This is a genomic window from Lamprobacter sp. (genome assembly GCF_034860625.1).
GTDB lineage: Bacteria > Pseudomonadota > Gammaproteobacteria > Chromatiales > Chromatiaceae > Lamprobacter.
The window spans coordinates 15,071-27,713 of record NZ_JAYESN010000060.1; the positions used below are offsets into that span (position 1 = coordinate 15,071).

Here is a 12,643-nt window from a genome sequence, read left to right on the forward strand (position 1 = left end):
AGGCGCTCAATCACCGTGTCAGGAAATAGCTTCGGGCGCTCGTTCGTCGTCACCAGTTTCGGCGAGAGCCACGGCCCGGCGATCGGCGGCATCGTCGATGGCTGTCCGCCTGGGTTGCCGCTGAGCGAGGCCGATCTGCAAGGCGATCTGGATCGCCGCGCACCCGGCAAGTCGCGCCACACCACGCAGCGGCGTGAGTCGGATCAGGTGCGCATCCTTTCTGGCGTCTTCGAAGGCGAGACGACCGGTGCGCCGATTGGCCTGCTGATCGAGAACCAGGACCAGCGCTCCAAGGACTACTCCGAGATCGCAGCGCAGTTTCGGCCGGGTCATGCCGATTATAGCTACACGATGAAATATGGCCGGCGTGACTATCGCGGTGGTGGGCGCTCATCGGCGCGTGAGACGGCGATCCGAGTCGCCGCTGGCGGGGTTGCCAAGGTTGCATTGCGGCGCTTGGCGCAGATCGAGGTGCGCGGGTTTCTCTCGCAGCTCGGGCCGATCAAGCTGCCGGTGCCAGGGGATGCGGCCTTCTCCTGGGGGCAGGTCGAGCAGAATCCGTTCTTCTGCGGCGGCGCGGCCGAGGTTGCGCAGCTCGAGGCCTACATGGATGAGCTGAGGAAGTCCGGCGATTCGATCGGCGCTGAGGTCAGCGTCATCGCCACCGGTCTGCCGCCCGGCCTGGGCGAGCCGATCTTCGACCGCCTCGATGCCGATATCGCCCATGCGCTGATGAGCATCAACGCCGTTAAAGGGGTTGAGATTGGCGCCGGCTTCGCGAGTATCGCCCAGCGTGGCACCGAGCACCGCGACGAGATGACCCCGGCCGGTTTCCTCTCCAACAACGCCGGCGGCGTGCTCGGCGGTATCTCGACCGGGCAGGACATCGTCGCGCGCCTTGCCCTGAAGCCAACCTCGAGCATCCGCCTAGCGGGTCGCACGGTCGACATCACCGGCGCCGCTGCGGAGGTCATCACCAAGGGGCGGCATGATCCCTGCGTGGGTATCCGAGCGACGCCGATCGCCGAGGCGATGCTGGCGCTGGTGCTGGCCGACCATCTGCTGCGGCATCGCGCACAGAACGCCCAAGTGGTTCCGCCGCTGGCGCCGATCCCCGCGCAAGCGCCATAAACCGGCCTTCGCGTCTGGCTGAGCCGATGCCTTACGCGCGTCTGTCGAGCTACTACTTCTTCCATTTCGCCTCACTCGGCGCCCTGGTCCCGTTCTGGGGGCCCTATCTGCTCGATCGCGGGTTTGAGCCGGTTGCCATCGGCGTGCTCATGGCGATCCTGATGGGCACCAAGATCGTCGCGCCCAACCTCTTCGGCACCCTGGCCGATTGGCGTGGTCAGCGCATGCTCATCGTGCGCCTTGGCGCGCTCCTCGCACTCCTGAGCTTCACCGCGGGGTTCTGGGCTGACGGCTTTTGGCCCATGGCGTTGGCCATGGCGATCTGGAGCTTCTTCTGGAACGGGCCGCTGCCACTCATTGAGGCCGTGACCTTCAACCACCTCGGCACACGGGTCAGCCGTTATGCGCAGGTGCGGGTCTGGGGCAGCATCGGCTTTATTGTCGTCGTGCTGGCGGTTGGCTGGTGGCAGCAGCAGGCAGGCTCTGGCGTGGTGCCGATCGCGGTGCTGCTGCTGTTCGGCGGCATCCTGCTCAGCGTCTTGCTGGTGCCGGATTGCCCACACGCCCATGTCGCCGCTGAGCCTCTTTCCTTGCGGCGCCTGGTCGGGCAGCGCGAGGTGCTGTTCTTTCTCGCCGCTTGCCTGTTGATGCAGGCGAGCCATGGGGCCTATTACGCCTTCTATTCGATCTATCTCGAGGCTGAAGGCTATTCAGAAAGTGCCGTCGGCGCGCTCTGGGCCTTCGGTGTGGGGATCGAGGTGTTGGTCTTCTTGCGCATGCACCGGTTGTTGGAGCGGTTCAGTGCGCGCGCGCTGATCCTGTGGAGTCTGGCGCTGGCGGTGCTGCGCTGGCTGCTGATTGGTCTGTTCGTCGACATCCTGGCGCTGCAGATTGCCGCTCAGGCGCTCCACGCCGCCAGCTTTGGCGTCTTTCACGCCTCGGCGATCCATTTGACCCATCGCTATTTCCCGGGCGTGACCCAGGCCCGCGGCCAAGCCCTCTATAACAGCATCAGCTTTGGGGTCGGCGGTGCGCTCGGTAGTCTGACCAGCGGACTGCTTTGGTCAGCCGTGGGTGCCAGCTGGACCTACAGCGTCGCGGCAGGGTTTGCGGCGCTCGGTTTCGTCGCCGCCGCATCCAGCAAGTGCCGAGGACCGGCACCGACTGGATGCTGATCAGGTGGTTATCAGGCGGTTATCAGTCGGTTATCAAGCGGTTACAGGTCGCCGTTGGCGCCCGCGGTCATGATCGACTCGATGTTGTCACGCACCAGTTCGGCCTTTTCCATCAGCTCCGGCGGCAGATTGGCGCCCGGGATGATCTTGCCCAGATCCAGGGTCACCAGCCAGGCCTTGCCGTCGGTGTCTTCGATCAGCGCGATGCGGCAAGGCAGGTAGGCGGCGAAGTCTGGGTTGAACTGCAGCATTTCGTTGGCGATACGGGCATCGCAGAACTGGAAGATCTCGATGCGCCCCGACTCGACCTCCATTGCCGCCAGTTCTTGAGACAATGGCAGATGTGCGACGAGCTTGAAATTCAACGAGTTGGCGCGGAGCCTCATGGAATCGATGGCATCGTCCATGGACACATCATCAGCCAGCGGCATCTTGAGTACGGTGTCTGAGATGCTTAAGGTCTGAGCACTCGCGCCAAGCGCGGTCAGTGCCAGGAACAAGGCCAAGAACGGCAGGATCAGCAACGGATTGGAACGCATCAGTAGGAAATCTCCCCTCAAACCCGAGCCCCAGGCGGCGGCCTCGGTCTATGGTTAATTGTCGTCAGCCCAGCCATGGTGAGCGGGCCTGTCTTAGGCCGGCGCTGTCCGATGCAGGTCAGGCCGGAGCCAATCATTGTGACCTGTCTTCCATCCATCTGCCAAATCAGCGCCGGACTGTGACCGCAGGGAAGCCCAGCGTATACTCCAGTCCCCGTAGGCAGAGCATGAGCCCAGGCCGACGAGTCTGGTCCAGACGGATAACGATTCTAAGATTCGATACGGAGGAGCGCGATGGAGTATGGCCATGGTGCGCTGATCGAGCAGGTCGCGGCGCTGGGAACCGCGGCTGTTGCCTTCTCGGGAGGCGCCGACAGTACCCTGATGCTGGCGCTCCTGCGCAAGCATCTTGGCCGCGAGCAGGTGATCGCGTTCACTGCGGTCACGCCTTATATGATGCGGCAAGAGATTGGCGATGCGGTTGCATTGGCTGACAAGCTCGACGTCCGCCACGAGCTGGTCGAGATGACGATGCCCGAGGGGATGGACGTCAACCCGACCGATCGCTGTTATCGTTGTAAACGCGCGATGTATCGGCAGCTCATGCAGAGCGCCGCAGAATATGGCTTTTCGACGCTGATCGACGGCAGCAACAGGGACGACGCCGATGAGCAGCGCCCCGGCCTGCGCGCCCTGCGCGAGCTTGGCATCCGCAGTCCTTTTATCGAGCTTGGCATCGACAAGGCTGCGGTGCGGCAGCTCGCTCGTGAGATGGATCTGCCAACCTGGTATAAGCCCACCAACGCCTGTCTGCTGACCCGCATCGGTTTTAATGTTCGCTTCACGATGGATCAACTGCAGCGTATCGAGGAGGCAGAGCGCTTTCTCCTTGATCTGGGCTACACCTGGGTGCGGGTTCGTTGTCATGGCGAACTCGCCCGCATTGAGGTCGCGCCGGTGCAACGCGAGCGTTTGCTCACCGATGCCGGCAGGGTCATCGAGGGCATTCAACGTTTTGGCTTTCGCTATGTCACGATGGACCTGGCGGGCTATCAAGCCGGCAGCATGAACGATTAGCCCTCTGTTTGGAGCAGGTTAATCGGTTGATCCTGAAGCGGAACCCGGAGCAGAACCTGGAACGGGTTAATCGAGCCGATAGTGTTTCTCGACCGGCGTGGTGATCTCCCAGTGGCAGTTCATGCCGGCAGGGAAGGTGATCAGGTCGCCGCGCTTAAAGTGCTGGGGCTCGCCGCCTTCCGGGGTCACACTGAAGGTGCCGCGAACCACATAGCAGGTTTCGCGCTGGTGATAGGTCCAGTCGAAGGCGGAGGGCTCTTTCTTCCAGACCGGCCAGCCTTCAATACCGAGGACCTCGAGCTTGGCCGGTGGTGGATTGTGCTCGCACAAGATGTTTTCATCTGACATGGCTGATTCCTAAGTTTGTGAACCTAAGGTTGTGAACGGGGGCCGCTGCCCTTCATCCTAGAATTTGGTGGCAAATGGCGCAGCGACAAATGACAGACCTGATGATTCCAGATCTCGATGGCCTGGCCGCTGAGCTTGGTCGCCGTCTCCAGGCGCATGCCGATCGGCTGGTGACGGCCGAGTCTTGCACCGGTGGTTGGATTGCCAAGTGTATGACCGATGTCGCTGGCAGCAGCGCCTGGTTTGAGCGTGGATTCGTGACCTACAGTAACGAGGCGAAGCAGGACATGCTGGGCGTTGGTGCCGAGACCTTGGCGCGTCATGGCGCCGTTAGCGAGCCGGTGGTCCGCGAGATGGCGGTTGGCGCCCTCGCGCAGAGTCGGGCGACGCTGGCTGTTGCCGTTAGCGGCATCGCCGGCCCCGGTGGCGGCACGCCGTCGAAGCCGGTTGGTCGCGTCTGCATCGGTTGGGCGCGGACTGGGCGTATCGCGTCCGACACATACCTATTCGCCGGCGATCGCGACCAGGTGCGTCGGCAGTCGGTCGTTCATGCGCTACGGGTGCTCATCGCGGACTGGGCTGCGGGTTAAGTGTCGATGGCTCCAAGGGATTCGGTATCGATGATTTCACCGGGTGTCGCATCCGGTGCACTGTAATGGGATAATCTTCTAATCTCAGCGCGTCGACCAGGTCAGGGCGGCGTCTCTAACCCCTTGGGGAGTGACCAATGGATGAAAATCGGAAGAAGGCGCTGGCGGCTGCGTTGAGCCAGATCGAGAAGCAGTTTGGCAAAGGCTCAGTGATGCGCATGGGCGATGCCGGCGCCATCCCGAACATCGAAGCCGTCTCCACCGGCTCCTTGGGCTTGGATATCGCGCTTGGCATCGGCGGCTTGCCGCGTGGGCGCGTGGTTGAGATCTACGGTCCTGAATCTTCTGGTAAAACGACTTTGACGCTCCATGCGGTGGCCGAAGCTCAGCGCGCTGGCGGTACTGCGGCCTTTGTCGACGCGGAGCATGCGCTCGACCCTAGCTACGCCGAAAAGCTCGGCGTGAACATGGACGAACTGCTGGTCTCGCAGCCGGATACCGGTGAGCAGGCGCTTGAGATCACGGACATGCTGGTGCGCTCCGGCGCGGTCGACTTGGTCGTGATCGACTCGGTGGCAGCCTTGACGCCTAAGGCTGAGATCGAGGGCGAGATGGGCGACTCCCATGTCGGCTTACAGGCGCGTTTGATGTCGCAAGCGCTGCGTAAGCTGACCGCGAACATCAAACGCTCGAACGCGATCGTCATCTTCATCAATCAGATTCGGATGAAGATTGGTGTCATGTTCGGCTCCCCGGAGACGACCTCTGGCGGCAACGCGCTCAAGTTTTATGCCTCGGTGCGCTTGGATATCCGCCGTATTGGCTCGATCAAGCGTGGCGCCGAGGTGGTTGGCAACGAGACCCGCGTCAAGGTGGTCAAGAATAAGGTTGCGCCACCGTTCCGCGAGGTGCTGTTCGATATCCTCTATGGCGAGGGCATCTCGCGCGAGGGCGAGATGGTCGATCTCGGTGTCAGTGCTGGCATCATCGATAAGTCTGGCGCCTGGTACAGCTACGACGGCAATCGGATCGGGCAGGGCAAGGATAATGTACGCAATTTCCTGAAAGAGAATCCGGATCTCGCCGCTGAGATCGATGCCAAGGTCCGCGAGGCCTTGCTGCCAAAGCCGAAGCCAGCCCAGGCCGAGAATGAGCCTGAAACCACGATGCCGTCGGCAGCCACTGCTGGTGCCGAGGCTAAGGAAACCAAGGAGACGAAGGCTGCTAAGGTTGCGGCCGATGGGTGATCCCGCTCCGGCTGCGCCACCCTTGCCTGCGGGCGCACTGTGCGACGAGATCCAGAGTCGCGCGCTCAAGCTGCTGACTACGCGCGAGCACAGCCGCTTGGAGCTGGCGCGCAAGCTACGCCAGCGCGGCTATCCTGCCCCCGAGGTCGAGACCGTACTCGATGCGCTGGTTGCCAATGACTTGCTCAGCGAAGAGCGGCTGATCGCCGCTTATGTCGCCGAGCGGCTCAGTAAGGGCTTTGGCCCAGTGCGTATCCGCTTCGAGCTGCGCGAAAAAGGGCTTTCGGACGAGCAGATTCAGCCTTACCTTGATCTAGAAGAAGAGACCCTCGTCGAATACCTCAGCCTGGCCTATCGTAAGCGCTTTGGCGATGAGCCCATCGATGATCGCCATGAATGGGCCAAGCGCTCCCGCTTCCTCGAATATCGTGGCTTCCCATCGCACCTGATTGCCCGTTTTCTGGCCTCTGTGCAGAGCCCACAATGAAGAGCCCACAATGAAGAGCGACCTATGAAGAGCAGTGCCGAGCTTCGTCAGGCCTTTCTCGACTACTTCGCCGAGCGCGATCACACGCCGGTCGACAGCAGCCCGCTGGTGCCTGGGAATGATCCCACCCTGCTGTTCACCAATGCCGGCATGGTGCAGTTTAAGGATGCCTTTTTGGGGCGCGAAAAGCGCTCCTACAGCCGTGCCGTCAGCTCTCAGCGCTGTGTTCGCGCGGGCGGCAAGCACAACGACCTGGAGAATGTCGGCTACACCGCCCGGCATCACACCTTCTTCGAGATGCTCGGCAACTTCAGCTTTGGCGACTACTTCAAACGCGAGGCGATCGGCTTTGCCTGGGAGTTCCTCACCAAGACGCTCGCAATGCCGGCCGAGCGACTCTGGATCACCGTCTATACCGACGACGACGAAGCGGCCCGCATCTGGCTCGACGAGGTCGGCATCGACCCGGCGCGCTTCTCGCGATGTGGTGAGAAGGACAACTTTTGGTCGATGGGCGAGACCGGGCCTTGTGGCCCTTGCTCGGAGATCTTCTACGATCACGGCCCGGAGATCCCAGGCGGTCCGCCTGGCTCGCCGGATGAAGACAGCGATCGTTACGTCGAGATCTGGAATCTGGTCTTCATGCAGTTCGATCGCGATGCCAACGGCGAGCTGCATCCGCTGCCGCGACCCTCGGTCGACACCGGGATGGGACTGGAACGGCTTGCGGCGGTGATGCAAGGGGTGCATAGCAACTACGAGATCGACCTCTTCCAGGCGCTGATCCGCGCTGCATCCGGGGTCACCGGTTGCGCTGACCTTGGCAACAAATCATTGCGCGTCATTGCTGACCATATCCGTTCGGCGGCCTTCCTGATCATCGATGGGGTGACGCCCGGCAACGAGGGCCGCGGCTATGTGCAGCGGCGCATTATCCGCCGCGCCATCCGCCACGGCTATCAGCTCGGGCAGACAGCACCCTTCTTCTGGCGCCTCCTCGAACCGCTGGCCGAGCAGATGGGGGATGCCTATCCGGAGTTGCGCGAGAAGCGCGCCCACGTCGAGCGCGTCTTGCGCACCGAAGAAGAACGCTTTGCCGACACCCTAGAGCAAGGGTTGCGCATCTTCGATGAGACGGTCGCGCAGCTCAACGGCAGCGAGATCCCTGGCGAGGCGGTCTTTCGCCTCTACGACACCTATGGCTTCCCGGCAGACCTGACCGCTGACATCGCCCGCGAGCGCGGGCTGACCCTCGATATGGCCGGCTTCGAGCAGGCCATGTCGGCGCAGAAAGCGCGGGCGCGGGCGGCGAGTCACTTTGGCGCGGGCGCTGAGATCCAGCTCGATCTCGAAGGCGAGACGGATTTCAGCGGTTACGAGGGCCTAGTCGATCAGGCTACCCTCATTGGCTGCTACTTGGATGGCGAACCGCTCGACCTCCTTCGAGCCGGACAGGAAGCGCTGTTGGTGCTCGACGTCAGCCCCTTCTACGCGGAGGCCGGCGGCCAGGTTGGGGACCGTGGCACCCTCAGCACCGAGACCGCGCGCTTTGAGGTCCTGGATACCCAGAAGCAGGGCGGGGTCATCTGTCACATCGGGCGCCTACTCGAGGGTGAGCTGACGGTAGGCGACCGGATCGATGCCCGCGTCGATCGGGACCGGCGGCGTGCGATCGCGCTGCATCACTCCTCGACCCATCTGCTGCATGCCGCATTGCGTCAAGTCTTAGGTGATCACGTCCAACAGCGAGGCTCATTCGTCGGCCCCGAGCGATTGCGCTTCGACTTCACCCATTTCGAGCCGATCAGCCGCGAGCAACTGCGCGCGATCGAGCGCTTGGTGAACCAAGAGGTGCGTGAGAACCACACCGTCGAGACCCGCATCATGGGGCTTGAGGACGCCAAGGCCTCGGGCGCGATGGCGCTGTTCGGCGAGAAGTACGCTGAACAGGTGAGAGTGCTGCGGATGGGCGACTTCTCGACCGAGCTCTGTGGTGGCACCCATGTGCGGGCAGTGGGGGATATCGGGTTGTTCAAGATCGTCTCAGAGTCTGGCATTAGCGCTGGCGTGCGCCGTATCGAGGCGGTTGCTGGTAATGTGGCCCTGAGCTGGGTCGAGGAAGAAGAGGAGCGCTTGGCACGCATCGCCGCCTTGGTCAAGGGCGCAGCGATGGACGCTGATGAAAAGGTGGCCTCTCTGGTTGAGCGCTCGCGCCGGTTAGAAAAGGAGCTCGAGCAGCTCAAGGCCAAGCTCGCCAGTGCTGCCGGCAGCGAGCTGACCGACGCTGTTATCGAGATCGATGGGGTCAAGGTGCTTGCGGCGCGGCTTGATGGCATTGATCCGAAATCACTGCGTGAGACGCTGGATCAACTGAAGAACAAGCTCGGCTCCGGGATCGTCCTGCTGGCCACCGAAAGTGATGGCAAGGTCAACCTGATTGCGGGCGTGACCAAGGATCTCGTGGCCCGCTTCAAGGCCGGTGATCTGGTCAAGGCAGCCGCTGAGAAGGTGGGGGGGCGCGGCGGTGGCAGACCGGATATGGCCCAGGCCGGTGGTACCGATCCAGCGGGCATTCCCGCCGCCTTGGATCTGGTCGGTCGCTGGGTGAAAGAGCGAGCATCTGCCGTTTAGAAAGGGTCCAGCAATGTCTTGCCGATTTGCGGATCTCTGATGGGCCATCATCGGGAAGCAGACAATAGATAGCCACTTAGGCTAATCGCAGCAGTGAGGGCGCGAGTCGATCGATGTCGTTAATCGTTCAAAAATATGGTGGCACCTCGGTGGGCTCGGTGGAGCGCATCCAGGCCGTCGCCGAGCGTGTGAAGTGCACGCGAGACCAGGGTCATCAAGTGGTCGTCGTGGTTTCAGCGATGTCTGGCGAGACCGATCGCCTGATCGGGCTGGCGCGTGCCATACAGCCGCAGCCGGTGCCGCGCGAGCTGGACGTGCTCATCGCGACCGGTGAGCAGGTGACGATCGCGTTGCTGTCTATGGCGCTGGAGGCTGCCGGTTGTCCGGCACGCTCCTACACCGGCTCACAGGTGCAGATTCGCACCGATAGCGCTCACAACAAGGCGCGGATTCGCGATATTGATGGTGCGCGCGTCTGCAGCGATCTTGATGCCGGGCGGGTGGTGGTGGTTGCGGGCTTCCAGGGCATCGATCGCGAGGGCAACATCACCACCCTCGGCCGTGGTGGCTCCGACACTTCAGCGGTCGCCATGGCCGCTGCGCTCAAGGCCGACGAATGCCAGATCTATACCGATGTGGATGGCGTCTATACTACCGATCCACGCATTGAGCCGCGCGCGCGCAAGCTTGACCGCATCACCTTCGAGGAGATGCTCGAGATGGCCAGTCTCGGCTCCAAAGTGCTGCAGATCCGCGCCGTCGAATTCGCTGGTAAATACCAGGTCCCCTTGCGTGTACTCTCGAGTTTTCGAGACGGAGAGGGCACGCTGATCAGCCTTGAGGAGGAGAACGTGGAAGACGCCAAGATTGCCGGTATCGCCTTCGCCAAGGACGAAGCGAAGCTCACCGTGCTGGGGGTGCCAGATCAGCCGGGTATTGCGCACAAGATTCTCGGCCCTATCTCAGAGGCCAATGTGGAAGTGGATATGATTGTGCAGAACGTCGGCTCTGATGGGGCAACGACGGACTTCACCTTCACCGTCAACCGCAACGACTACGAGACCGCGCTCCACGTGCTCAAGGAAACGGCTGAGCAGCTCTCGGCGCGTGAGGTTAGCGGCGATCAAAGCATCGTCAAGCTCAGCCTGGTCGGTGTTGGCATGCGCTCCCACGCCGGCATTGCTAGCCGCATGTTCGCCGCCCTCGCCAACGAAGGCATCAATATTCGCATGATCTCGACCTCGGAGATCAAGATCTCGGTCGTGATCGACGAGAAATATCTTGAACTTGGCGTCCGCGCCTTGCACGATGCCTTCCAACTCGACAAACCCTAGGTTAACTATTGATGCATTTCACTAAGGCCTGCTGCTAAACTTGGCCTTGAAGAAGTCAGGCCTAGGCTCCGCAACAGCGGTAACTGGATGCTTGGCATTGGTAATGAGGCTGCGAGACCTAAAGATGCAAAGGGAACCGCGGCTCGACTTAATGAAAAGGACAGAAAGGAAAGACCGCTATGTTGATACTGACCCGCCGCGTAGGCGAAACCCTGATGATCGGTGACGAAGTAACTGTCACAGTGCTTGGCGTTAAAGGTAATCAGGTTCGCATTGGCGTGAATGCTCCGCGCGAGGTAGCAGTGCATCGAGAAGAAATTTACGAACGGATCAAGCGCGAACAAGCACAAGGGATTGGCATGCACGAGCAGCACGTAGCAGACGATCGAGGGCTCGACGACTAGTGCAACGCTGCTGAGGTCTCGATACATGCTGATGACCCACGCCATTATCGATATTGGAGCTTGGGCACTTTCGGGCGGTATCGAAATCTTTGGCAGCATTGCACCCGTCGAACTCAGCGCAATGCGTTACAAGATCGCGTAACACCTCAGCGGTACGCATTCTGAGGAAGGCCCCCAAGTGCTTGGGGGTCGTTGCCAAAGCCAACCGACCAACAACACCCTAAGGCGACGCAAACGCCTCAAAATTTGCTACAATCAACGCGTCTGGAGAGATGGCCGAGTGGCTGAAGGCGCTCCCCTGCTAAGGGAGTATGGGTTAATAGCTCATCGAGGGTTCGAATCCCTCTCTCTCCGCCATTTTTGATTTTAACTCCATGAATTTTAAAGAGTTAAAGATCAGCAATCCCGCCTAGACCACCTCAAAGACCACCCTTCGAAGCAGCATCATCCTTGGGTCCGGTCTGGCGTCTCGCCAATAACGACCGGTCCTGAGTGCCACGCTAACCTCCTTCTTTGAGTGCGGTGCAGGGGCTTTGATGACCGATGGGGTCCATCACCGACTATTTAAGTAGGCGATCAAACACCCTAAAGGGGGGCATGAGCGCCCGACTGGCATCGCGACGGACGTGCCAACTGATCGAGGGTAAGCCGTTACTGGGGCCACCTACCTCTGCTGACTCTAGTGCAGATCGGCGTCTAACGCCAAACCATGATCGTTAGGATCGCGCCAAACATCGCCAGTCGGTGGCGAAAGCGCAGCAAGCTGGTCAGCGTCAACGTGCGGTGATCACCAGCGCCAGCATGGCACGCAGCACGCTGCGTCACTGGAACCCTCGACCAGCGGCATTGGCTGGGCTGCCCGCCTTCGTTGAGACGCTCAAGAGCGTAGAGTGGTTGCACCGGGTTTAGGTCGCCACGTGAACAGTGAGCAGGGCAGCGCGGGCGTGAGCGTGGACTGTGGTGCTCTCGAGCGCAATGGACTGTCGACGTTCAACGGTGCCTCCTGCGGCACGCAGCAGGCGTTGCAGGTCGAACTGGAAGGCGCAGATCATGAGCGAAGCCATCCACCTGCGCGAGAGACTGGCCCAAGCCAAGCCCTATCGCACACTCAGCATCGCCGAAGACAAGACCTGGAAAGACGACGACCCTGACTGGCGCGGCAGTTGCACCTCGTGCCTGTTGCAGCTTCGCAACTCTGGACCAGAGAATGATCAAAGCCGTGCGTGATTTTGCGCACGGCACTTGAACCTCGCGATACAAGGGGGCCGCTCATGCATCACGAAAGCGTGACTATTGCAAAACTGAGAAGAACCGAAGGCTGTCTGACGATGACTCTCGAAGTGTGCCGTCCTGCCCTCTGGTCATTTTCATCGAATCCTAGATCGTCAAACTCCGCGTTGCCTGCCGATGTTGGCCGATGATTGATCGGTGTCGAAGCGATCAGGCGGACAGTGTCGATTGTAATCTGGCTGGGCGGTCTTTTAGGCTGCGGATGTGCCTGTGCCAGCTAGACCAAAGGTTGCCCTCTTCGCCTCTAAGTCGTTCACGATTACCCGCAACTGCTCGTTACTCTCTCTACGAATCTGCGCGGCGAGCACTGCTTCGACTTCGTGCTCAGGCCATGCCGCCGCGCGGGCACCTAGCGCGATCGGATGTGGAAAAAGGCCTGCGCTGATGCGC

14 protein-coding genes and 1 tRNA gene are annotated in these 12,643 nt (G+C 61.2%); 11 read left to right on the forward strand and 4 right to left on the reverse strand.

Annotated features, from left to right (window positions below; translation table 11 throughout):
• The first annotated feature begins 15 nt into the window (after window positions 1–15).
• Window positions 16–1,131 carry a chorismate synthase gene (aroC, locus tag VBE63_RS15545; protein WP_323683941.1) on the forward strand — a complete coding sequence of 372 codons (1,116 nt, stop codon included), beginning with the start codon at window positions 16–18 and terminating at the stop codon, window positions 1,129–1,131.
• Between the two features lie 26 nt (window positions 1,132–1,157).
• A complete protein-coding gene (locus VBE63_RS15550; protein ID WP_323683942.1) occupies window positions 1,158–2,306 on the forward strand; it encodes an MFS transporter in 1,149 nt (382 codons plus the stop codon).
• A gap of 41 nt (window positions 2,307–2,347) precedes the next feature.
• Here the strand turns inward: VBE63_RS15550 and VBE63_RS15555 are convergent, their stop codons facing one another.
• On the reverse strand, window positions 2,348–2,713 hold the full coding sequence (locus VBE63_RS15555; protein WP_323683943.1) for a DUF302 domain-containing protein: 366 nt from the start codon (window positions 2,711–2,713) through the stop codon (window positions 2,348–2,350).
• A gap of 426 nt (window positions 2,714–3,139) precedes the next feature.
• On the opposite strand from VBE63_RS15555, the gene larE reads away from it, so the two are divergent.
• Window positions 3,140–3,922 (forward strand): ATP-dependent sacrificial sulfur transferase LarE, encoded by a 783-nt coding sequence (gene larE / locus VBE63_RS15560; protein WP_323683944.1) that lies wholly within the window; start codon window positions 3,140–3,142, stop codon window positions 3,920–3,922.
• A gap of 66 nt (window positions 3,923–3,988) precedes the next feature.
• Here the strand turns inward: larE and VBE63_RS15565 are convergent, their stop codons facing one another.
• Window positions 3,989–4,270, reverse strand: a complete 282-nt coding sequence (locus VBE63_RS15565) for a cupin domain-containing protein (RefSeq protein WP_323683945.1) — start codon at window positions 4,268–4,270, stop codon at window positions 3,989–3,991.
• An 89-nt stretch (window positions 4,271–4,359) separates the two neighbouring features.
• On the opposite strand from VBE63_RS15565, the gene pncC reads away from it, so the two are divergent.
• The 7 genes from pncC to VBE63_RS15600 all read left to right on the forward strand — a co-directional run bounded on the left by pncC (window position 4,360) and on the right by VBE63_RS15600 (window position 11,320).
• The gene (gene pncC, locus VBE63_RS15570) at window positions 4,360–4,860 is read left to right on the forward strand and encodes a nicotinamide-nucleotide amidase (RefSeq protein WP_323683946.1); all 501 of its coding nucleotides are present in this window, start codon (window positions 4,360–4,362) and stop codon (window positions 4,858–4,860) included.
• 137 nt (window positions 4,861–4,997) lie between these two features.
• Window positions 4,998–6,107, forward strand: coding sequence for a recombinase RecA (recA, locus tag VBE63_RS15575; RefSeq protein ID WP_323683947.1), 1,110 nt, complete (start codon window positions 4,998–5,000; stop codon window positions 6,105–6,107).
• On the forward strand, window positions 6,100–6,594 hold the full coding sequence (locus VBE63_RS15580; protein ID WP_323683948.1) for a regulatory protein RecX: 495 nt from the start codon (window positions 6,100–6,102) through the stop codon (window positions 6,592–6,594). Before recA ends, VBE63_RS15580 begins: the two co-directional genes overlap by 8 nt.
• A gap of 24 nt (window positions 6,595–6,618) precedes the next feature.
• Entirely contained in the window at window positions 6,619–9,225 is a 2,607-nt protein-coding gene (gene alaS / locus VBE63_RS15585) for an alanine--tRNA ligase (RefSeq protein WP_323683949.1), read from the forward strand.
• A 113-nt stretch (window positions 9,226–9,338) separates the two neighbouring features.
• Window positions 9,339–10,559: an aspartate kinase gene (locus VBE63_RS15590; RefSeq protein WP_323683950.1), complete on the forward strand. Its 1,221-nt coding sequence runs from the start codon at window positions 9,339–9,341 to the stop codon at window positions 10,557–10,559.
• Window positions 10,560–10,738: 179 nt separating this feature from the next.
• Window positions 10,739–10,963, forward strand: a complete 225-nt coding sequence (gene csrA, locus VBE63_RS15595) for a carbon storage regulator CsrA (protein WP_323683951.1) — start codon at window positions 10,739–10,741, stop codon at window positions 10,961–10,963.
• A 266-nt stretch (window positions 10,964–11,229) separates the two neighbouring features.
• Window positions 11,230–11,320, forward strand: a tRNA-Ser gene (locus tag VBE63_RS15600).
• Between the two features lie 548 nt (window positions 11,321–11,868).
• Here the strand turns inward: VBE63_RS15600 and VBE63_RS15605 are convergent.
• A complete protein-coding gene (locus VBE63_RS15605; protein WP_323683952.1) occupies window positions 11,869–12,015 on the reverse strand; it encodes a hypothetical protein in 147 nt (48 codons plus the stop codon).
• Here VBE63_RS15605 and VBE63_RS15610 point away from each other — a divergent pair.
• Window positions 12,014–12,190, forward strand: coding sequence for a hypothetical protein (locus tag VBE63_RS15610; RefSeq protein WP_323683953.1), 177 nt, complete (start codon window positions 12,014–12,016; stop codon window positions 12,188–12,190). The genes VBE63_RS15605 and VBE63_RS15610 overlap by 2 nt on opposite strands.
• Before the next feature lie 254 nt (window positions 12,191–12,444).
• Here VBE63_RS15610 and VBE63_RS15615 read toward each other — a convergent pair.
• The coding region (locus tag VBE63_RS15615) for a helix-turn-helix transcriptional regulator (RefSeq protein ID WP_416274566.1) at window positions 12,445–12,643 on the reverse strand (199 nt) is incomplete at its 5' end.

Coding starts and splice junctions, on each gene's coding strand:
- VBE63_RS15550 (WP_323683942.1), top strand. CDS start 1,158: ATGCCTTACGCGCGTCTGTCGAGCTACTACTTCTTCCATTTCGCCTCA.
- VBE63_RS15555 (WP_323683943.1), bottom strand. CDS start 2,713: ATGGACGATGCCATCGATTCCATGAGGCTCCGCGCCAACTCGTTGAAT.
- larE (WP_323683944.1), top strand. CDS start 3,140: ATGGAGTATGGCCATGGTGCGCTGATCGAGCAGGTCGCGGCGCTGGGA.
- VBE63_RS15565 (WP_323683945.1), bottom strand. CDS start 4,270: ATGTCAGATGAAAACATCTTGTGCGAGCACAATCCACCACCGGCCAAG.
- pncC (WP_323683946.1), top strand. CDS start 4,360: ATGACAGACCTGATGATTCCAGATCTCGATGGCCTGGCCGCTGAGCTT.
- recA (WP_323683947.1), top strand. CDS start 4,998: ATGGATGAAAATCGGAAGAAGGCGCTGGCGGCTGCGTTGAGCCAGATC.
- VBE63_RS15580 (WP_323683948.1), top strand. CDS start 6,100: ATGGGTGATCCCGCTCCGGCTGCGCCACCCTTGCCTGCGGGCGCACTG.
- alaS (WP_323683949.1), top strand. CDS start 6,619: ATGAAGAGCAGTGCCGAGCTTCGTCAGGCCTTTCTCGACTACTTCGCC.
- VBE63_RS15590 (WP_323683950.1), top strand. CDS start 9,339: ATGTCGTTAATCGTTCAAAAATATGGTGGCACCTCGGTGGGCTCGGTG.
- csrA (WP_323683951.1), top strand. CDS start 10,739: ATGTTGATACTGACCCGCCGCGTAGGCGAAACCCTGATGATCGGTGAC.
- VBE63_RS15610 (WP_323683953.1), top strand. CDS start 12,014: ATGAGCGAAGCCATCCACCTGCGCGAGAGACTGGCCCAAGCCAAGCCC.
- VBE63_RS15605 (WP_323683952.1), bottom strand. CDS start 12,015: ATGATCTGCGCCTTCCAGTTCGACCTGCAACGCCTGCTGCGTGCCGCA.